This window comes from Streptomyces sp. NPDC051320 (genome assembly GCF_040682175.1).
GTDB lineage: Bacteria > Actinomycetota > Actinomycetes > Streptomycetales > Streptomycetaceae > Streptomyces.
In genome coordinates this window covers 242,819-262,450 of record NZ_JBFBAL010000008.1, presented here as the reverse complement: position 1 = coordinate 262,450, position 19,632 = coordinate 242,819, and the positions used below count along the sequence as shown (strand labels likewise).

Genomic DNA, 19,632 nt, shown 5'->3' with positions numbered 1-19,632 from the left:
GGCGTTCTCCGGGTGACAGCGGCCGAAAGGCCCGGACGGGGATGTGCTCCCGTCCGGGCCTCACGTGGTTCGGGCCGGCCCGGACATCAGCCCAGCTTCGAGCGGACCGCCTCGACGATGCCGCCCAGCGGTACCGCGCTCTGCTCACCGGACTCCATGTCCTTGAGCTGGACGGCGCCGTCGGCGAGGTCACGCTCGCCGGCCACGATCGTGAACCGGGCGCCCGATCGGTTGGCGCTCTTCATCGCACCCTTGAGGCCTCGGCCGCCGAACGCGAAGTCCGTCGCGATCCCTGCCCTCCGCAGCTCGGTGACGACTCCGAACAGCACCCGGCGGGCGTCCTCGCCGAGCGGCACCGCGAACACGCTGGTGGTCGCGGGCAGTTCCAGCTCCACGCCCTCCGCCTCCAGCGCCAGCACCGTACGGTCGACGCCGAGCGCCCAGCCGACGGACGGCAGTTCGGGGCCGCCGATCATCTCGGACAGCCCGTCGTAGCGGCCGCCGCCGCCGACCGCGGACTGCGAGCCGAGCCCGTCGTGCACGAACTCGAAGGTGGTACGGGTGTAGTAGTCGAGGCCGCGCACCAGCTTCTCGTCGTCCTCGAAGTCGACGCCCGCTGCGGTGATGAGCTCACGCACCGACTCGTGGTAGGCCTTGCAGGCGTCGCAGAGGTGGTCCCGCAGCACCGGTGCGCCGGCCAGCTGCCGCTGCACGTCGGCGCGCTTGTCGTCGAGCACCCGCAGCGGGTTGATCTCGGCCCGGCGCCGGGTGTCCTCGTCGAGGTCGAGCCCGCGCAGGAAGGTCTGCAGCGCCTCGCGGTAGACGGGGCGGCACTCCTTGTCGCCGAGCGAGTTGAGCAGAATGCGGAAGTTCCGCAGCCCGAGCGAGCGGTAGGCCTGGTCGGCCAGGATGATCAGCTCGGCGTCCAGTACGGGATCCTCGGCGCCGATCGCCTCGGCGCCGACCTGCGAGAAGTGCCGGTAACGGCCCTTCTGCGGGCGCTCGTACCGGTAGTACGAGCCGGAGTACCAGAGCTTGACCGGCAGGTTCCCGGCCTTGTGCAGATTGGCCTCCAGCGCCGCGCGGAGTACCGAGGCGGTGCCTTCCGGGCGCAGCGCGAGCTTGTCGCCGCCCTTGGTCTCGAAGGCGTACATCTCCTTGGAGACGATGTCGGTGGACTCGCCGACGCCCCGGGCGAAGAGCTCGACGTTTTCGAAGCCCGGGGTCTCGATGTAGCCGTAGCCCGCGTTCCTCAGTGGCGCGGCGATCGCCTCCCGCACCGCGAGGAACTTCGCGGAGGAGGGCGGAAGCAGGTCGTAGGTGCCCTTGGGGGCCTGGAAAGTACTCACGGAAAGTTCGTCACATTCCTCGTCGGGGAGCGGCCAGGCCCTGCAGGAAGGGGTTGGTGGCGCGCTCACGGCCGATGGTCGTCTGCTCGTTGTGGCCCGGCAGCACCACGGTCGAGTCGTCGAGCGGCAGGCACACACGGGCCAGCGATTCGAGCATCTCGGCGTGGTCGCCGCCAGGGAAGTCGGTGCGTCCGATGGAGCCGGCGAAGAGCAGGTCGCCCGAGAAGAGGATCTGCGGAATGTCTTCCGCCTCGGGCAGCCTGAACGTCACAGACCCCTTGGTATGGCCGGGCGCGTGCGAGACGGCGAACTCCAGACCGGCGAGTTCCAGCTCGGTCCCGTCGGCCAGCTCCTTGACGTCGTCCGGCTCCCCCACGGTCAGCTCGCCCATCAGCGGCATCCCGATGGTCCGGCCGATGCCCTTCTCCGGGTCGCTCATCATGAAGCGGTCGGCGGGGTGGATCCACGCCGGTACGTCGTGTGCTCCGCACACCGGAACAACCGATGCCACATGGTCGATGTGGCCATGCGTGAGGACGACCGCCACGGGCTTGAGCCGATGTTTCCTGAGCGCGTCCTCGACTCCCTGGGCCGCCTGGTGGCCCGGATCGATGATCACGCACTCCTCGCCTGCGGCGGGGGCCACCAGATAACAGTTGGTGCCCCAGGCCCCGGCGGGGAACCCGGCAATGAGCACGATCGTCCTTAAATGTCGGTCCAGCGGGAGTTTGCAGCAGATCAGAGCCTACCGGCGCTCCTCATCGCACAGCGAACCCATATACGGTACGGCCTAGCCCGGACCGGTTCAGGACACACATTCGAGGGAGAACACCCGGTGGTCAGCAGCGATCAGCGGCGGCGGCAGCTCGCCAGGGAAAAATTCGAGCGGCAGCAGCAGCGCCGTGTCATGGCCCGGCGCAAGGGACGCCGTCGCAATGCCGTGATCGCCTCGGCCGTCGCCGTGGTGGTCGTGGCCGGCGCCGTCGCCTACGGAGCCGGAGCCTTCAAGGGCGACAGCTCGACCGGCAAGGACGCTGCCGCCTCGCCGTCCGCCGCGCCGTCGGCGAGCAGCACCACTCCGCCCGAGCCCGCGATGAAGATCGACAAGAAGGCGAAGTACACCTTCACGCTCAAGACGAACCGGGGAACGATCGCGCTGGCGATGGACGCCGCGAAGACGCCGCACACCGTCAACTCCTTCAAGTACCTTGCGGACAAGGGCTTCTTCGACGGCACCAAGTGCCACCGGCTGACGACCGGCGGGATCTACGTGCTGCAGTGCGGCGACCCGAAGGGCGACGGATCCGGGGGGCCCGGCTACACCATCCCCGACGAGAACCTGACCGCACTCGGCAAGGCGGGGGCCGAGGGCACGGTGACCTATCCGGCCGGGACGGTGGCGATGGCCAACACCGGTCAGCCGCACAGCGGCGGGAGCCAGTTCTTCCTGGTCTACAAGGACAGCAAGCTGCCCCCGACGTACACCCCGTTCGGGACGATCGACGCCGCGGGCCTGAAGGTGGTCAAGGACGTGGCCAAGGCCGGAGTGACCGGTGGAGGACAGGACGGCGCCCCCAAGAAGTCCGTCACCGTCACGAAGGCCACCGTCGCCGCCTCCTGAGCCGGGACATCGGGCCCCGGCCGGGAAACCGATCGCGGGGCCGGGGATATTCGGACGGGCCGGATGCGGACAGCCACCCTGCCGTTCGCCTATGTTGGCGGTGTGCGGGGCGTATGCAGCCCGGCCGAAGAAACTGTGGACGATGCCCGGGGGCCGCACAGTCCCCGCAGGCATCATGTGGATGGAGGCGCTGTGACCAGCGACCCGTGGGGCCGTGTCGATGAGACGGGCACCGTATACGTGCGTACCGCCGATGGCGAAAAGGTCGTCGGTTCTTGGCAGGCAGGTTCTCCCGAAGAGGCTTTGGCCTACTTCGAGCGCAAGTACGAGGGCCTGGTCGTCGAGATCGGCCTCCTGGAGCGGCGGGTGAAGACCACCGATCTCTCGGCCAAGGATGCCCGGGCCGCCATCGATCACCTGCGCGGACAGGTCGACGAGCATCACGCCGTGGGCGATCTGGACGCCCTGCGGGTGCGACTCGACGGCCTGGTCTCGACGGTCGACGCGCGCCGTGAGGAGCGCAAGGTCCAGAAGGCCAAGCAGACGGACGAGGCGAAGCACGCGAAGGAAGCTCTGGTCGTCGAGGCCGAGGAGCTGGCGCAGAGCGACCAGTGGCGGGCCGCGGGCGAACGGCTGCGGGCTCTGGTGGACATCTGGAAGGGCCTGCCGCGGCTCGACCGGAAGTCGGACGACGAGCTGTGGCACCGCTTCTCGCATGCCCGGTCGGCGTTCTCGAAGCGCCGCAAGGCGCACTTCGCCTCGCTCGACGCGCAGCGCGAAGAGGCCCGCAAGGCCAAGGAGAAGCTGGTCACCGAGGCCGAGTCGCTCTCCGGCTCGACCGACTGGGGCGCCACCGCCGCCCGGTACCGCGATCTGATGACCGAGTGGAAGGCGGCGGGCCGGGCCCAGCGCGAGGCCGAGGACGATCTGTGGAACCGCTTCCGCGGCGCCCAGGACGTCTTCTTCGCGGCCCGCAGCGAGGTGTTCGCCGAGCGGGACACCGAGCAGAGCGAGAATCTCAAGCTGAAGGAGGACCTCGCGGCCGAGGCGGAGAAGCTCCTCCCGGTGCGGGACCTCAAGGCGGCCAGGGCCGCCTTCCGCGGGCTCAACGAGCGCTGGGAGGCGATCGGGCACGTGCCGCGTGACGCGCGCCCGAAGGTCGAGGGGCGGATGCACACCGTGGAGCGCGCGCTTCAGGAGGCCGAGGAGTCCGAGTGGCGCCGCACCAACCCGGAGGCGCGTGCGCGTGCCGCGGGCCTGACGGGCCAGTTGCAGGACGCCGTCGACAAGCTGCGTACCCAGATCGACGCGGCCCGGGCGTCGGGCAACAACGCCAGGGCGGACAAGCTGGCGCGTGAGCTGGAGGGCCGGCAGGCACTGCTCGACCAGGCGCTGAAGGGCCTGCAGGAGTTCGGCGGCTGACGCCACCGACGCCGTACGCCAGGGGCCCCGCACCGTCCTGTGCGGGGCCCCTGGCGTGAGCGGAGGTATCTACGGGCGCCGGGCCGAGGTGACCCGGTACACGTCATACACGCCCTCGACGCCGCGTACCGCCTTCAGCACGTGGCCGAGGTGCTTGGGGTCGCCCATCTCGAAGGTGAACCGTGAGGTGGCCACCCGGTCGCGGGAGGTCTGCACGGCCGCCGACAGGATGTTGACGTGCTGGTCGGAGAGTACCCGGGTGACGTCGGAGAGCAGCCGTGACCGGTCCAGCGCCTCGACCTGGATGGCGACCAGGAACACCGAGGACTGGGTGGGGGCCCACTCGACCTCGAGGATCCGCTCCGGCTGCTGTGAGAGCGAGTCCACGTTGACGCAGTCCGCCCGGTGCACCGAGACACCACTGCCGCGGGTGACGAACCCGATGATGGGGTCGCCGGGGACGGGTGTGCAGCACCGGGCGAGTTTCACCCAGACGTCCTCGACGCCCTTCACGACTACGCCGGGGTCGGCGTTGGCCCGGCGTTTGCCGCGCCCGTGCGAGGGTGGCGTGCTCTCGGCGATGTCCTCGTTGGCGGCGTCCTCGCCGCCGAGTGCCTGCACCAGTTTCTGCACGACGCCCTGCGCCGCGACATGACCCTCGCCGATCGCCGCGTACAGCGAGGAGATGTCCGGGTAGCGCATCTCGTGGGCCAGGGTGACCAGTGAGTCGCCGGTGAGGATGCGCTGGATCGGCAGGTTCTGCTTACGCATGGCGCGCGCGATGGAGTCCTTGCCCTGCTCGATCGCCTCGTCGCGGCGCTCCTTGGAGAACCAGGCGCGGATCTTGTTGCGTGCCCGGGGCGACTTGACGAAGCCCAGCCAGTCGCGGGACGGTCCGGCGCCCGCGGCCTTGGAGGTGAAGACCTCCACCAGGTCGCCGTTGTCCAGAGTCGACTCGAGCGGCACCAGGCGTCCGTTGACCCGGGCGCCTATCGTCCGGTCGCCGACCTCGGTGTGTACCGCGTATGCGAAGTCGACCGGTGTGGCACCCGCCGGCAGCGCGATGACGTCGCCCTTGGGCGTGAAGACGAAGACCTCGTTGCGCGAGAGGTCGAAGCGCAGGGACTCCAGGAACTCGCTGGGGTCCTCGGTCTCCTTCTGCCAGTCGAGCAACTGCCGCAGCCACGCCATGTCGTTGACGGTGTCCTGGCCCGCACCCTTGCCGGTGTGCTTGGGCACGTCGGTACGCACCTTGGAGGCGCCGGCCACGGCCTCCTGCTTGTACTTCCAGTGCGCGGCGATGCCGTACTCGGCCCTGCGGTGCATGTCGAACGTACGGATCTGGAGCTCTACGGGCTTGCCACTGGGCCCGATCACCGTGGTGTGCAGCGACTGGTACATGTTGAACTTGGGCATCGCGATGTAGTCCTTGAACCGACCGGGCACCGGATTCCACCGGGCGTGGACGGTACCGAGCGCCGCGTAGCAGTCGCGGACGGTGTCGACAAGGATGCGGATGCCCACCAGGTCGTAGATCTCGGCGAAGTCCCGGCCCCGCACGATCATCTTCTGGTAGACGCTGTAGTAGTGCTTGGGTCGGCCGGTGACCGTCGCCTTGATACGGGCGGCGCGCAGGTCGGCCTGGACCTCGTCGGTCACTATGGCGAGGTATTCGTCCCGCTTGGGGGCGCGCTCGGCGACCAGCCGCACGATCTCGTCGTACATCTTCGGGTAGAGGATCGCGAACGCGAGGTCCTCCAGTTCCCACTTGATGGTGTTCATGCCCAGGCGGTGGGCCAGCGGAGCGTAGATCTCCAGGGTCTCGCGGGCCTTCTTCTCCTGCTTCTCCCGCTTGAGATAGCGCATCGTGCGCATGTTGTGCAGCCGGTCGGCGAGCTTGATGACCAGCACCCGCGGATCCTTGGCCATCGCGACGACCATCTTGCGAACGGTCTCGGCCTGCGCGGCCTCACCGAACTTGACCTTGTCGAGCTTGGTGACGCCGTCGACGAGGAGGGCCACCTGGTCGCCGAAGTCACGGCGCAGGGTGTCCAGACCGTACTCGGTGTCCTCGACCGTGTCGTGCAGCAGACCGGCCATCAGGGTGGCCGGATCCATGCCGAGCTCGGCGAGGATCGTCGTGACGGCCAGCGGGTGCGTGATGTACGGGTCGCCGCTCTTGCGCTTCTGCCCGCGGTGCCAGCGCTCGGCCACCTGGTAGGCACGCTCGATCTGCCGCAGGGTGGCGGTCTCGATCTTGGGATCGTTTCCGCGCACCGCCCGCAGCAGCGGTTCGAGGACCGGGTTGTACGGGGAGGAGCGCTGCACGCCGAGGCGGGCGAGCCGGGCCCGCACGCGGTTCGACGAGCCGCTGGAGCGGGTGGCCGGGGCGGGAGCGGGGGCGGCCGGCCTGGCCGGAGCGCCCTGGGAGGCCGGCTCGACGGCACCCCGCGGAGCGGGCTTGGGCGTCGAGAGCGGCGCGCTGCCGTCCGGGCGCACCACCGGGGCGGCGGGCGCCGCGGGAGGCTTCTCCGCAGGCAGCTTCTGGGGCAGCGCTGAATCCACCGCGGCCTTCTGGTTCTGCTCATGGGGCTGCGCGGCGGCTGCGGACTGGGCCTCGTCTGGCAAGGGCACTCCTCGTGCGGGTCCGGGTTCCCCGGTCAGGTCCGGAAAACCCATGGTAACGATCCCGGGGGCTCCGCTCGCCCCGGGCCGGTTCGCCGGGGGCGGAATACGGAAGCGGAGGCGGGCGCCCGGATGGTTCCGGATGCCCGCCTCCGCGTCGCCTCGTGTGGGTCAGACCGTGATCAGCGCGTCGAGCGGAGCGCCCCTCAGCGCGGGCTCCAGACGGGCTCGCCCGTTCAGGAAGCCGAGTTCCATCAGCACGGCCACCCCCACCACCCGGGCACCGGCCCGCCGGATCAGCTCGAGGGAGGCCTCGGCCGTGCCACCGGTGGCGAGTACGTCGTCGATGACCATGACGCGGTCGTCCGCGTCCAGGTCCTCGGCGTGCACCTCGATCTCGGCGCTGCCGTACTCCAGCTCGTAGGACTGCGCGAGCGTGGCGCCGGGGAGCTTGCCGGCCTTACGGACGGGGATGAAGCCCATACCGGCGCGGACGGCCACCGGTGCGGCCAGGATGAACCCGCGCGCCTCCAGGCCGACGACCTTCGTAGCGCCGTGCCGCAGGCACAGTTCCGCGAGCGCGTCGGTCAGCGCGGTGAAGGCTTCCGGGTCCGCGAGCAGCGGGGTGATGTCCTTGAAGACCACGCCCGGCTTCGGATAGTCCGGCACGTCGCGGATGCGGCTGAGCAGCAGCTCCTGGGTGCCGGTCATCGGCGCTTGCCCTGGGTACGGCCCCTGCCGCCGCGCGGGGCGGGCGGCCGGGGGCCGGCCACCGAGCCCGCCACGGCGGTGCCCTCGGGGTCGGCGTCCCGGGGCTCGTCATCCGCGTCGGCGGTCTCCGTGGCGGACTCGCCCCTGGCCGCGGCCGAAGCACGCTTGGCGAGCACCCGCTTCCTGAGCGCCTTCATCGCCGGCTCGCGCTCCTTCAGGTCGGCGACCAGCGGAGTGGCGATGAAGATCGACGAGTAGGCGCCGGCCGCGAGGCCGACGAACAGCGCGAGCGAGATGTCGTTCAGCATCCCGGCGCCCAGGAAGCCACCGCCGATGAAGAGCAGCCCGGCCACCGGGAGGAGCGCGACGACCGTGGTGTTGATGGAACGCACCAGGGTGCCGTTGAGGCTGCGGTTGGCGATCTCGCTGTAGGTGAAGCGGGTCTGCTTCTTGAGGTCCTTCGACGCCTCCTTGAGACCGTCGAAGACGACGACGGTGTCGTAGAGCGAGTAACCCAGGATGGTCAGCAGACCGATCACGGTGCCCTGGGTGACTTCGAACCCGACGAGCGCGTACACCCCGACCGTGATGGTCAGGTCGTGGATCAGGGCGACCAGCGCGGCGACGGCCATCCGCCACTCGAAGGCGATGGCCAGATAGATCACCACCAGGATCATGAAGATCGCCAGACCTTGCCAGGCCTTGTTGGCGATCGACTGACCCCAGCTCGGACCGACCACGTCGGCCGCGACCTGGTTGGGCGATACGTGCAGATCCTTGGCGAAACGGTCGTGCAGCTTGTCGGCCGTACCGGTGCTGATACCGGCCACCTGGATCCGCAGTCCGCCGCCGCCCAGTTTCTGTACGGTCGCCGGGTGACCGGAGACCTCCTGCGCGGTCCGCTGGGCGTCCACCACGGAGATGTGGGTGTCCTTGGACGTGGTGAAGACCGCACCGCCCTGGAATTCGATGCCCAGGTTCAGACCACGCACCGCCAGGCCGACAATGGCCGTGATGGTGATCAGGATCGAGATGCCGTACCAGATCTTCCGCTTCGCGACGAAGTCGTAACCGACCTCACCTCGGTACAGCCGGGCGCCCATGGTGCCGAGTCGCGACATGTCACGCCTCCTTCGGGTCGGTAGAGGCGGAGGGGCGGCGGGTGCGCCGTAGCGGTGGTTTGGCGCCCAGACGCTTCGGGTCGAGGCCGGACCAGGGATGCCCGCTCGCGAAGAACTTCCTGCGGGCCAGCAGCGTCACCATCGGCTTGGTGAACAGGAACACCACGACGACGTCGAGCAGGGTGGTGAGGCCCAGCGTGAAGGCGAAGCCCTGCACCTTGCCGACGGTCACGATGTAGAGCACGGCCGCGGCGAGGAAGGACACGAAGTCCGAGACCAGGATGGTGCGCCGGGCGCGGGGCCAGGCCCGCTCGACGGCGGGGCGGAGGGTGCGCCCCTCGCGGATCTCGTCACGGATGCGTTCGAAGTACACGATGAACGAGTCCGCGGTGATACCGATCGCAACGATCGCACCACACACCGCGGGCAGGTTCAGTGCGAAGCCGATGCCCTTGCCGAGCAGCGTCATGATCGCGTAGGTGAGGATGGCGGAGACCGTCAGGCTGAGGATCGCGATGGCCGCGAGACCCCGGTAGTACGCGACCAGGTAGATGATGACCAGCGCGAGGCCGATCGCACCGGCGATCAGACCGGCCTGCAGCTGTTCGCCGCCGAGGGCGGCGGTCACCGAGGTCACCGTCTCCTCGTGGAAGGAGAGCGGGAGTGCGCCGTAGGACAGGACGTTGGCGAGGTCCTCGGCGGACTGCTGGGTGAAGCTGCCGGAGATCTCGGCGCTGCCACTGAGCGTCTCGCTGACGCTGGGGGCCGACACCACCGCGCCGTCCAGGGCGATCGCGAACCGGTTCTGCGGGTCCTGCTGCTGCGAGAGCTTCTTGGTGACCGTCTGGAACTTCTTCGAGCCCTTGCTCGTGAAGTCCATCTGCACGATCCACTCACCGCGCTGCTGGTCGATGACCGCCTTCGCGCTGTCCACGTCGGTGCCGGCGACGGCGGACGCGTCCAGGACGTACTTCTCGCCACCCTTTTGGTCACAGGCGACGACCGGGTCGGTGGGTTTGGCAGCGGCAGCGGCGGCGCCGACCTTGGAACGTCCCGCCGCAGTCGAGCAGTCCGCCGCAGCGAAGTCCTTCTGCAGCTTGGCAACCTGGGCGCTCTGGGCGGGCGACGGGGTGGCGGAGGACGCGGGCTTGTCCGAAGCGGACGGGGTCGGGTCGGCCTTGAGGGCGTCGGTGACCGCACGGCCCTGCGGGGAGGCGCTCGACGACGGGGTGGCCTTCGACGACGCCTTGCCCTTGGCGGTCGACGAAGCGCTCGGCGACGGGGTGGCGGAGGGCGTGGCCGTCGGCTTCCCAGCGGCGGCGGTCAGAACCGGCCGGAAGTACAGCTGAGCGGTGGTACCGACCTGCTCCTTGGCCTGCTTCTCGTTCGTCCCCTTGGGGATGTTGACGATGATGTGGTCTTTGCCCTGGGTCTGCACCTCGGCTTCGCTCACACCGAGACCGTTGACACGACGGTTGATGATGCTGACCGCGGTGTCCATGTTCTTCTTGTTGATCGCATTGGGCTTGCCCGGCTGGTTCTTGGCCGCGAGCGTGATGCTCGTACCACCGGCGAGGTCGATGCCGAGACGCGGCGTGGCTTGCTTCGACAAGAACATCCCGCCGACGAGCGCAACCATGACGATCAGGATCAGGGCCAGGGCACGCCCGGGCTTGCCCTGGGCTCCCGTCTGCCTTCGGCCCTTGTTCGGTGCTGCCACCTTGTCGATTCTCCCTGTCCTACCGCCGTGCGCCGGGTATGCGCTGTGGGCGGCCACGAAGTGATGTGGAGGACCTGCTCCGCCGCGGCGGAGCACGGTCTCGGGGACCACGGCGCGCCGTCGGGCGCCCGGGGTCCCCGTGGGTGTTACTTCGCGTCGCCCTCGCCGTCGGCCTTGTCGGACTTGTCAGTCTTGTCGGCCTTGGTCTCGGCCTGGTCGTCGGCCTTCGCCTCGGCGTCCGTGTCGGCGGCCGTGGCGTCCTCGGGCTCTGCGTCGTCCGGGACGTCGTGCTTGCCCAGGTCGATCTTGGCGTCGTCCGCCGGCTCGTCGAGCTCGGTCAGCGAGGAGGCGTCGTCGGGAACAACGGCGGTCTCGCCGTGCACGATGCGGTTGTACTCCGCGTCGTCGAGCACGGCACCGATCGCGTTCTTGCCGTAGACGGCGTGCACGCCGGGCGCGATCTCCAGGAGGACCGAGTCTTCGCTGACCTCTTTGACGGTGGCGTACATGCCCCCGATCGTGCGGACGCCGCTGCCGGGCTGCATCTCATTACGCATCGATGCGGCCGCCTGCTGTTTGCGCTTGGCAGAGCGGGTCATCAGGAACATGGCCCCGATGAGCACGATGAAGGGGAGGAGGGTCACGAGACTCACGGGAGGGAACTTCCTTCGCACGACCGTGCTGATCACGGCCTGATCTTCGGGGGCGGGGCATGCCGACTTGGAAGGGCGGCATCGGCGGAGTCTAAGCGAGTCCGCCTCTATGGAACAACGCCCAGCATGGCACCCGGGTTCCTCCGCGTGCACCCTTGCGCGTCATCACGCCCCGAACAGGCCTCCTTGTCCTGTTCCCGGAGCCCCTCCACCGCCGCCCTGCGGGGGTACGAGTCCCAGATGGGCCCAGGCGGCGGGGGTGGCCACCCGGCCGCGCGGGGTACGCGCCAGCAGGCCTTCCCGCACCAGGAAGGGCTCGGCGACCTCCTCGACCGTTTCCCGCTCCTCCCCCACGGCCACCGCAAGGGTGGACAGGCCGACCGGCCCGCCGCCGAACAGTTTGAGCAGCGCCTGGAGCACCGAACGGTCCAGCCGATCGAGTCCGCGGGCGTCAACCTCGTACACCGCGAGCGCCGCCCCTGCCACCTCCCGGGTGATGACGCCGTCGGCTTCGACCTGGGCATAGTCCCGGACGCGGCGCAGCAGCCGGTTGGCGATCCGGGGGGTGCCCCGGGAGCGGCCGGCGATCTCGGCGGCGCCCTCCTCGCCGATCTCCACGTCGAGGAGACGGGCCGAGCGATGGATGACCCGCTCCAGCTCGGACGGTTCGTAGAACTCCATATGTCCGGTGAAGCCGAAGCGGTCGCGCAGCGGGGGCGGCAGCAGCCCGGCCCGGGTGGTGGCGCCGACCAGGGTGAAGGGCGGCAGCTCCAGAGGGATGGCGGTGGCGCCGGGGCCCTTGCCGACGATGACGTCCACCCGGAAGTCCTCCATGGCCATGTAGAGCATTTCCTCGGCCGGCCTGGACATCCGGTGGATCTCGTCGAGGAAGAGGACCTCGCCCTCCTGGAGCGAGGAGAGGATCGCGGCGAGATCTCCGGCGTGCTGGATCGCCGGACCCGAGGTGATGCGGATCGGGGCGCCCATCTCGGCAGCGATGATCATCGACAGGGTGGTCTTGCCGAGTCCGGGCGCGCCGGAGAGCAGTACGTGGTCGGCGGTGGCGCCGCGCTGTCTGGCCGCCCTGAGGACCAGGTCGAGCTGTTGCCTGACCTTTTCCTGGCCGACGAACTCGTCCAGGTCCTTGGGGCGCAACGCGGCCTCGACGGCCTGATCCTCACCGTCGGCGTCGGATCCCACCAGGCGCTCTTCGGTGCCAGGGGCGGGATCGTCCCACTTGTTCTGAGGAGGCAGCATGGTGGGTCTCTCGATCAGCGGGCGCGGTTGAGGGTCTGCAGGGCGGCTTTGAGCAGCGCACCCACGTTGGGGTCGGCGGTGGCCTCGGCCTGCGGGGTGACGGCGGTCACCGCGTCTTCGGCCTCCCGTGGGGCGTATCCGAGGCCGACGAGCGCCGTGTGCAGCTGCTCGCTCCAGGGGGCGGGGCCGGGGGCGGACCGCTGTGCGGCCAGTCGGGCGCCGGTGCCCTGCGGGGCGCCGAGGCGGTCCTTGAGCTCCAGAAGCAGCTTCTGGGCGCCCTTCTTGCCGATGCCGGGCACCGCGGTCAGCGATTTCTCGTCGCCGCCGGCGACCGCGATCCGCAGGGCGTCCGGTGTATGCACGGCGAGCATCGCCTGGGCGAGACGGGGACCGACCCCGCTGGCGGTCTGGAGCAGCTCGAACACCTGGCGTTCGTCGTCGTCCAGGAAGCCGTAGAGGGTGAGCGAGTCCTCCCGGACGACCAGCGAGGTGGCCAGCTTGGCCTGCTGGCCGATGCGCAGGGTGGAGAGCGTGTTCGGGGTGCACTGGACGGCCATGCCGACCCCGCCGACCTCCACGACGGCGGTGGTCGGGGCCAGGGCGGCCACCGGACCCGATACGAAGGCGATCATGCGGTACGGCCTTTCAGCGTGCGGTGGGCGGCGACGGCCTGCTGGAGCCGGTTCTGCGCGGGGGCCCGCCAGATGTGGCAGATGGCGAGGGCGAGGGCGTCGGCCGCGTCGGCCGGTCTGGGCGGTGCGTCGAGTCGCAGCAGCCGGGTCACCATCGCGCCGACCTGCGCCTTGTCGGCTCGGCCGCTGCCCGAGACGGCTGCCTTGACCTCGCTGGGGGTGTGCAGGGCGACCGGGATGCCGCGCCGGGCGGCGCAGAGCATCGCGACCGCGCTCGCCTGCGCGGTGCCCATCACCGTACTGACGTTGTGCTGGCTGAACACCCGCTCCACGGCGACGACTTCCGGCCGGTACTGGTTGAGCCATTCTTCTATGCCGCGCTCGACCGCTACCAGCCGGACGCCGAGTTCGGCGTCCGCCGGGGTGCGGACCACGCCGACGCCGAGCATCTTCAGGGAGCGGCCGGCGACACCCTCGACCACGCCGACGCCGCACCGGGTCAACCCCGGGTCCACGCCCAGTACACGCACGGTGCCCCTCCCTCGTGTCGTGGCGCCTTCGCGTCCTTTCGACCATGTGTTCCTGCGTTGTTGCAGGTTAACCGGTGGCACCGACAACGCGGACGGGCCGACAGGGGCGTGTCCCTGTCGGCCCGTTCCTCTCCGCGGTACTGAGTGCCCGTCAGGCGTCGATCTTCTCCATGACGTCGTCCGAAACTTCGAAGTTGGCGAAGACGTTCTGCACGTCGTCGCTGTCCTCCAGCGCGTCGATCAGCTTGAAGATCTTCCGCGCGCCCTCTTCGTCCAGCTCGACCTGCATGGTCGGCATGAAGTTGGCCTCGGCGGAGTCGTAGTCGATGCCGGCCTCCTGGAGCGCGGTGCGGACCGCGACCATGTCGGTGGCTTCACTGACGACCTCGTAGGACTCGCCCAGGTCGTTGACCTCTTCGGCGCCGGCCTCCAGGACCGCGCCGAGCACGTCGTCCTCGCCGAGCTCCCCCTTGGGCACCAGCACGACGCCCTTGCGGTTGAACAGGTAGGACACCGAGCCCGGGTCTGCCATCGAGCCGCCGTTGCGGGTCATCGCGACCCGCACGTCCGAGGCGGCACGGTTGCGGTTGTCGGTGAGGCACTCGATGAGCACCGCGACACCGTTGGGCCCGTACCCCTCATACATGATCGTCTGGTAGTCGACGCCGCCCGCTTCGAGGCCACCGCCGCGCTTGACCGCCGAGTCGATGTTCTTGTTCGGTACGGAGCTCTTCTTCGCCTTCTGGATGGCGTCGACGAGCGTCGGGTTGCCCTCGGGGTCGACGCCACCGGTCCTGGCGGCAACCTCGATGTTCTTGATCAGCTTCGCGAAGAGCTTGCCGCGCTTGGCGTCGACCACGGCCTTCTTGTGCTTCGTCGTAGCCCATTTAGAGTGGCCGGACATCTGCCTGTCTCCTTCGCGTAACCATTTCCTGGACGAACGCCAGAGATCCTACCGGGCGCCGGTCACCGGGCGTCGCGCACCATGTCCGCGAAGTACCGGTGCAACCGGTGGTCGCCGGTGAGTTCAGGATGGAAGGAGGTGGCCACGGCGTTGCCCTGGCGTACCGCGACGATGTGGCCGCCGTGCCGGGCGAGCACCTGGACCTCGGCGCCTACCGACTCCACCCAGGGCGCGCGGATGAAGACACCCTCCACCGGTCCGCCGTCGATCTCCTCGATCGCGACGGCCGCCTCGAAGGACTCGTTCTGACGTCCGAAGGCGTTGCGTCGGACGATCATGTCGATGCCGCCGAAGGTCTCCTGGTCCGACCTCGGGTCGAGGATCTTGTCCGCCAGCATGATCATGCCCGCACAGGTGCCGTACACCGGCATGCCCGCCGCGATGCGGGCCCGCAGCGGTTCCAGCAGGCCGAAGAGGCCGGCCAGTTTGGACATCGTGGTGGACTCGCCGCCCGGCAGGACAAGGCCGTCGACCTCGGCGAGCTCCTCGGGCCGCCTGATCGGCCTGGCCAGGGCGTCCGCCGTGGCCAGGGCGATCAGGTGTTCCCGCACGTCTCCCTGAAGTGCCAGGACTCCGATGACTGGGGTGGTCATCACCAGCCCCGGTTCGCGTAGCGCTCGTTCTCCGGGAGGGTGTCGCAGTTGATCCCGACCATGGCCTCGCCCAGGTCGCGGGAAGCGTCCGCGATGATCTTCGGGTCGTCGTAGAAGGTGGTGGCCTTCACGATGGCGGCGGCGCGCTTGGCCGGGTCGCCGGACTTGAAGATGCCGGAGCCGACGAAGACGCCCTCGGCGCCCAGCTGGCGCATCAGCGCGGCATCGGCCGGGGTGGCGACACCGCCCGCGGAGAAGAGGACCACCGGCAGCTTGCCGAGCTCGGCGACCTCCTTGACCAGCTCGTAGGAGGCGCGCAGCTCCTTGGCCGCGGCGTACAGCTCGTTGTTGTCGTAACCGCGCAGCCGGGCGATCTCGTTCTTGATCTGACGCAGGTGGCGGACGGCCTCGACGACGTTACCGGTGCCGGCCTCGCCCTTGGACCGGATCATGGCCGCGCCCTCGGTGATCCGGCGCAGCGCCTCACCCAGGTTGGTGGCGCCGCAGACGAACGGCGTGGTGAAGGCGAACTTGTCGCTGTGGTTGACCTCGTCGGCCGGGGTCAGCACCTCGGACTCGTCGATGTAGTCGACGCCGAGCGACTGCAGCACCTGGGCCTCGACGAAGTGCCCAATGCGGGACTTGGCCATGACCGGAATCGAGACGGCCTCGATGATCTCCTCGATCATGTTCGGGTCGGACATCCGGGCCACGCCGCCGTCCTTGCGGATGTCGGCGGGGACCCGCTCCAGCGCCATGACGGCGACGGCTCCCGCGTCCTCGGCGATCTTCGCCTGCTCGGCGTTGACCACATCCATGATCACGCCGCCCTTGAGCTGCTCGGCCATGCCGCGCTTGACGCGCGCGGTTCCGGTGGCCGGGGTCTCGGCGGACTGGGTGGGGGTGGGAAGCGTGCTCGACACGGGTACCTCGCTCGGGGAAGAGAGTTCTTGCAGCTCTGATGGAACGCGCAGGGAGCAGGCCACAGCAAGGGCCAATGGACAGCCGGTGGATCGTTTTCGGCGTTTCCGCCTGCTCTTCCACGGTACGGCCCCGTCCGGGTTCAGCTCCCGGGGCGGTCGGCCAGCGCGACCGGCGGCTCGTCGTCCATCTCGAAGGCCAGCGGGAACGGCGCGTGCCCGGCCAGCCGGAACCAGCGGACCGTGCGATGGGTCCGCAGGGCGCGCGCGGCCCGTACGGCGTCGTTGTGGAACCGTCTGGCCATCGGTACCCGCCGTACCGCGGCGGCGAGTTCGTCCGCGGCGTCCTCACCGCCCGGTGCCGCACGCACCGCCTCGACCTGCGCCGTCTCGCCGAAGACGGCCCGGAGTGCCTGGCTGAGCTCGCTCTCGGTCACCTCGCGGTGCTCCTCCTCGGCTTGCCGGGCTGCGTGCGCCGCCTGATAGAGCACGATCGAGGCGGCCGGATCGAGTACGCCGGAGGTGGCCAGCTCCTGGGCGACCGACGCACGGCGCAGCAGTTGGGCGTCGAGGGCGGCCCGGGCCGCGTCGATCCGGGCATGCAGCCGGTCCAGCCGACCGGCCGTCCAGCTCAGATACATGCCGGCCGCGAGGAGGGCGACTGCGATCCAGATGATTAGGGTTACGGTCACGGGCGGCAAGGCTACCGGGCCGGCGCGCGGCCCCTGGCCGGGCCGTGGCGCCGGGGCCGGCCCGTCAGTCGCGGGCCAGTCCGAACCGCGCCCGCAGGCTCACCCGTTCATCGGTGTCGACCGAGGCCGCGCCGTCCGTGACCGTCTCGTAGACCGCCAGGATGTCCGCCCCGACCGTCGACCAGTCGAAGCGGCGCACATGCGCGCTGCCCCGCTTGCGCAGCTCCGCGCGGCGGTTTTCGTCGCCGAGCAGCCGCACCGCGGCCCGGGCGAGCGCGTCGGCGTCCTCGTTGGCGAAGAGTTCGCCGGCCGCGCCCTGGTCGAGCACCTGGGCGAAGGCGTCGAGGTCGCTGGCGAGCACCGGCGCACCCGCGGACATCGCCTCGACGAGGATGATCCCGAAACTCTCGCCGCCGGTGTTCGGTGCGACGTACACATCGACACTGCGCAGCAGCCGTGCCTTGTCCTCGTCGCTCACCATGCCGAGGAACTCGACGCTCCGGCGCATCTCCTTCGGCAGCGATGCCACAGCCTCCTCCTCGTCACCGCGGCCGGCCACCAGCAGCCGGGCGTCCGGGACTTCGGCGAGGATCTTCGGCAGCGCCCGCATCAGCACCGGCAGGCCCTTGCGGGGCTCGTCGATCCGTCCGATGAAGCCGATGGTTCTGCCCTGCCACTCGGGTCGCGACTCGGCACGGTCGAAGAAACCGACGTCGACGCCGTTGGGGATGACCACGGCGTCGCCGCCCAGGTGCTCGACCAGGGTCCGCCGCGCGTACTCACTCACCGCGATCCGTGCGCTGATCTTCTCCAGCGCGGGCTGCAGGATCGGGTAGGCGGCGATCATCGCGCGGGAGCGCGGGTTGGAGGTGTGGAAGGTCGCCACGATCGGGCCCTGCGCGGCCCAGCAGGTGAGCAGGCCCAGCGAGGGCGAGGTCGGCTCATGGATGTGAATGACGTCGAAGGTGCCGTCGTGCAGCCAGCGCCGCACCCGCGCCGCGGAGAGGAAACCGAAGTTGAGCCGGGCGACCGAGCCGTTGTACGGCACCGGCACGGCGCGCCCGGCCGACACGACGTACGGCGGCAGCGGGGTCTCGTCGTCGGCGGGGGCGAGCACCGACACCTGGTGGCCGAGCCGGACCAGGTGCTCGGCCAGGTCCCTGATGTGGAACTGGACCCCCCCGGGCACGTCCCAGGAGTACGGGCAGACGATGCCGATCTTCACGAGGTCTCCTGGCGGGGCTCCAGGTCGGCAAGCCATAGTCGCTGCAGCATGTGCCAGTCCTCCGGGTGCTCGGCGATTCCGGTGGCGAAGGCGTCAGCCACCGCCTGCGCCATCTCAGACGTCTTTTCGGCCCTGCTACCTGTCCCGGGCACCTCGACCGGCGGATGGACCCGGCCCCGCATCACCGGCGAATCGTCGTACCAGAGGGTGACGGGGAGCAACAGCGCCCCCGTCTGCTGGGCCAGCAGGGCCGGTCCGGCGGGAATCCTGGTGGTCTCGCCGAAGAACTTCACCTCGACGCCGGACGCGGACAGGTCCCGGTCGGCGACCAGACAGACCAGCCCGCCGGCCCGCAGCCGTCGCGCCAGGGTGCCGAAGGCCACGCCACCGGTGTGCGGCAGGACCTCCATGCCCAGGCCCTCTCGATAGGCGACGAACCTGTCGTACAGGGTCTCCGGCTTCAGGCGTTCGGCGACCGTGGTGAAGGGCACTCCCAGCTCGGTGGTCACCCACGCCCCCGCCAGGTCGTAGTTGCCCATGTGCGGGAGGGCCAGGACGACGCCCTTGCCCGCGGCGAGGCCGTCGGTCAGGTAGTGGACGTCCTTGACGTCGAACCCGTTCCGCACGCGTTCCGGGCTCCAGGCGGGCAGCCGGAAGGACTCCATCCAGTACCGCATGTAGGAACGCATCCCGGCCTGCGAGAGACCCGCCAGCCGGGCCGGGGTGGCGTCCGGCACCACCCGGGCCAGATTCGACTCGAGCCGCAGCACGCTCTTGCCGCGGCGCTTCCACACCGCGTCCGCGAGGGTGCGGCCGAGACGCACGGCCACCGGTTCCGGCAGCTTCTTGACCGCGCTCCAGCCCAGCCCGTACAGCGCGTCCGTCAGCCGCTCCTTCATACCGCCCCGCTGTCCTGGGTGGTGGCGGCCGCGGCGTCGGCCTCGGCGGATTCCCGGCGTACGGTCACGACGCGCTGCACCAGGGTGATCAGACTGCCCACGGCCACGATCCAGAGAGCGATCGGCAGCAGGATCTGGATGCCGGGCACGCCGAAGGCGTGGAATCCCGCCAGACCGGCGGCAACGAGCGAGATGACGAGCCGCTCGGCCCGCTCGATCAGTCCGTTGACCGCCACCGGCAGTCCGATGGATTCACCACGGGCCTTGGTGTACGAGACCACCTGGCCGCTGGCGAGACAGAAGATCGCGACCGCGCACAACATGTTGTTGTCGCCGGTGCCCGCGTACCAGAGCGCGAATCCGCCGAAGATCGCGCCGTCGGCGACCCGGTCCAGGGTCGAGTCCAGGAAGGCGCCCCAGCGGCTCGAGATGCCGGCCTGGCGCGCCATGTTCCCGTCGACGAGGTCGGAGAAGACGAAGAGCGTGATGACGATCGTGCCCCAGAAGAACTCTCCCCTGGGGAAGAAGACCAGCGCACCCGCCATCACCCCGGCCGTACCGGTGAGAGTCACCGCGTCGGGGCTGACCCCGATGCGGAGCAGGAACGAGGCGAACGGTGTGAGGACACGCGTGAAGAATGCACGCGCGTACTTGTTCAGCATGGCCTTCCCGAGGGGTCGGTGGGCCGCGCGGCCCCA

At 69.7% G+C, this 19,632-nt stretch carries 19 protein-coding genes; 2 read left to right on the top strand and 17 right to left on the bottom strand.

Annotated elements, in window-relative coordinates; genetic code table 11:
* Positions 1 to 86 precede the first annotated feature (86 nt).
* The gene (gene hisS / locus AB0M87_RS19930) at positions 87 to 1,349 is read right to left on the bottom strand and encodes a histidine--tRNA ligase (protein ID WP_365854619.1); all 1,263 of its coding nucleotides are present in this window, start codon (positions 1,347 to 1,349) and stop codon (positions 87 to 89) included.
* 10 nt (positions 1,350 to 1,359) lie between these two features.
* Positions 1,360 to 2,046 (bottom strand): MBL fold metallo-hydrolase, encoded by a 687-nt coding sequence (locus tag AB0M87_RS19925; protein WP_365854617.1) that lies wholly within the window; start codon positions 2,044 to 2,046, stop codon positions 1,360 to 1,362.
* A 138-nt stretch (positions 2,047 to 2,184) separates the two neighbouring features.
* On the opposite strand from AB0M87_RS19925, the gene AB0M87_RS19920 reads away from it, so the two are divergent.
* Both AB0M87_RS19920 and AB0M87_RS19915 read left to right on the top strand, forming a co-directional pair.
* Positions 2,185 to 2,970, top strand: a complete 786-nt coding sequence (locus AB0M87_RS19920; RefSeq protein ID WP_365854615.1) for a peptidylprolyl isomerase — start codon at positions 2,185 to 2,187, stop codon at positions 2,968 to 2,970.
* A gap of 192 nt (positions 2,971 to 3,162) precedes the next feature.
* Positions 3,163 to 4,392, top strand: coding sequence for a DUF349 domain-containing protein (locus tag AB0M87_RS19915; protein WP_365854613.1), 1,230 nt, complete (start codon positions 3,163 to 3,165; stop codon positions 4,390 to 4,392).
* A gap of 69 nt (positions 4,393 to 4,461) precedes the next feature.
* On the opposite strand, the gene AB0M87_RS19910 is transcribed toward AB0M87_RS19915, so the two are convergent.
* The 15 genes from AB0M87_RS19910 to pgsA form a co-directional block, all read right to left on the bottom strand.
* Complete coding sequence (locus AB0M87_RS19910) at positions 4,462 to 7,020, bottom strand: bifunctional (p)ppGpp synthetase/guanosine-3',5'-bis(diphosphate) 3'-pyrophosphohydrolase (protein WP_365854611.1); 2,559 nt, start codon at positions 7,018 to 7,020, stop codon at positions 4,462 to 4,464.
* Positions 7,021 to 7,188: 168 nt separating this feature from the next.
* Positions 7,189 to 7,728, bottom strand: a complete 540-nt coding sequence (locus tag AB0M87_RS19905) for an adenine phosphoribosyltransferase (protein WP_365854609.1) — start codon at positions 7,726 to 7,728, stop codon at positions 7,189 to 7,191.
* Entirely contained in the window at positions 7,725 to 8,849 is a 1,125-nt protein-coding gene (secF, locus tag AB0M87_RS19900; RefSeq protein ID WP_365854607.1) for a protein translocase subunit SecF, read from the bottom strand. Before secF ends, AB0M87_RS19905 begins: the two co-directional genes overlap by 4 nt.
* A 1-nt stretch (position 8,850) precedes the next feature.
* Complete coding sequence (gene secD, locus AB0M87_RS19895; RefSeq protein ID WP_365854605.1) at positions 8,851 to 10,569, bottom strand: protein translocase subunit SecD; 1,719 nt, start codon at positions 10,567 to 10,569, stop codon at positions 8,851 to 8,853.
* Between the two features lie 146 nt (positions 10,570 to 10,715).
* A complete protein-coding gene (yajC, locus tag AB0M87_RS19890; RefSeq protein ID WP_365854603.1) occupies positions 10,716 to 11,222 on the bottom strand; it encodes a preprotein translocase subunit YajC in 507 nt (168 codons plus the stop codon).
* 165 nt (positions 11,223 to 11,387) lie between these two features.
* Complete coding sequence (ruvB, locus tag AB0M87_RS19885; protein WP_365854601.1) at positions 11,388 to 12,479, bottom strand: Holliday junction branch migration DNA helicase RuvB; 1,092 nt, start codon at positions 12,477 to 12,479, stop codon at positions 11,388 to 11,390.
* Between the two features lie 14 nt (positions 12,480 to 12,493).
* Complete coding sequence (gene ruvA, locus AB0M87_RS19880) at positions 12,494 to 13,111, bottom strand: Holliday junction branch migration protein RuvA (protein WP_365854599.1); 618 nt, start codon at positions 13,109 to 13,111, stop codon at positions 12,494 to 12,496.
* Positions 13,108 to 13,641 (bottom strand): crossover junction endodeoxyribonuclease RuvC, encoded by a 534-nt coding sequence (ruvC, locus tag AB0M87_RS19875; protein WP_365854597.1) that lies wholly within the window; start codon positions 13,639 to 13,641, stop codon positions 13,108 to 13,110. Before ruvC ends, ruvA begins: the two co-directional genes overlap by 4 nt.
* Positions 13,642 to 13,792: 151 nt before the next feature.
* Positions 13,793 to 14,545, bottom strand: coding sequence for a YebC/PmpR family DNA-binding transcriptional regulator (locus AB0M87_RS19870; protein WP_365854595.1), 753 nt, complete (start codon positions 14,543 to 14,545; stop codon positions 13,793 to 13,795).
* Between the two features lie 62 nt (positions 14,546 to 14,607).
* Positions 14,608 to 15,198, bottom strand: coding sequence for a pyridoxal 5'-phosphate synthase glutaminase subunit PdxT (gene pdxT / locus AB0M87_RS19865; RefSeq protein ID WP_365854593.1), 591 nt, complete (start codon positions 15,196 to 15,198; stop codon positions 14,608 to 14,610).
* On the bottom strand, positions 15,198 to 16,121 hold the full coding sequence (pdxS, locus tag AB0M87_RS19860) for a pyridoxal 5'-phosphate synthase lyase subunit PdxS (RefSeq protein WP_365854591.1): 924 nt from the start codon (positions 16,119 to 16,121) through the stop codon (positions 15,198 to 15,200). The genes pdxT and pdxS overlap by 1 nt, the downstream gene beginning before the upstream one ends.
* Positions 16,122 to 16,261: 140 nt before the next feature.
* Positions 16,262 to 16,810 (bottom strand): hypothetical protein, encoded by a 549-nt coding sequence (locus AB0M87_RS19855; protein WP_365854588.1) that lies wholly within the window; start codon positions 16,808 to 16,810, stop codon positions 16,262 to 16,264.
* Positions 16,811 to 16,874: 64 nt separating this feature from the next.
* Complete coding sequence (locus AB0M87_RS19850; RefSeq protein WP_365854586.1) at positions 16,875 to 18,035, bottom strand: glycosyltransferase family 4 protein; 1,161 nt, start codon at positions 18,033 to 18,035, stop codon at positions 16,875 to 16,877.
* The gene (locus AB0M87_RS19845; protein ID WP_365854584.1) at positions 18,032 to 18,934 is read right to left on the bottom strand and encodes a phosphatidylinositol mannoside acyltransferase; all 903 of its coding nucleotides are present in this window, start codon (positions 18,932 to 18,934) and stop codon (positions 18,032 to 18,034) included. Before AB0M87_RS19845 ends, AB0M87_RS19850 begins: the two co-directional genes overlap by 4 nt.
* Positions 18,931 to 19,596 carry a phosphatidylinositol phosphate synthase gene (pgsA, locus tag AB0M87_RS19840; RefSeq protein ID WP_365854582.1) on the bottom strand — a complete coding sequence of 222 codons (666 nt, stop codon included), beginning with the start codon at positions 19,594 to 19,596 and terminating at the stop codon, positions 18,931 to 18,933. The genes AB0M87_RS19845 and pgsA overlap by 4 nt, the downstream gene beginning before the upstream one ends.
* Between the last annotated feature and the right edge of the window lie 36 nt (positions 19,597 to 19,632).

Coding starts and splice junctions, on each gene's coding strand:
- AB0M87_RS19905 (WP_365854609.1), bottom strand. CDS start 7,728: ATGACCGGCACCCAGGAGCTGCTGCTCAGCCGCATCCGCGACGTGCCG.
- secF (WP_365854607.1), bottom strand. CDS start 8,849: ATGTCGCGACTCGGCACCATGGGCGCCCGGCTGTACCGAGGTGAGGTC.
- ruvB (WP_365854601.1), bottom strand. CDS start 12,479: ATGCTGCCTCCTCAGAACAAGTGGGACGATCCCGCCCCTGGCACCGAA.
- ruvA (WP_365854599.1), bottom strand. CDS start 13,111: ATGATCGCCTTCGTATCGGGTCCGGTGGCCGCCCTGGCCCCGACCACC.
- AB0M87_RS19870 (WP_365854595.1), bottom strand. CDS start 14,545: ATGTCCGGCCACTCTAAATGGGCTACGACGAAGCACAAGAAGGCCGTG.
- pdxT (WP_365854593.1), bottom strand. CDS start 15,198: ATGACCACCCCAGTCATCGGAGTCCTGGCACTTCAGGGAGACGTGCGG.
- AB0M87_RS19845 (WP_365854584.1), bottom strand. CDS start 18,934: ATGAAGGAGCGGCTGACGGACGCGCTGTACGGGCTGGGCTGGAGCGCG.
- pgsA (WP_365854582.1), bottom strand. CDS start 19,596: ATGCTGAACAAGTACGCGCGTGCATTCTTCACGCGTGTCCTCACACCG.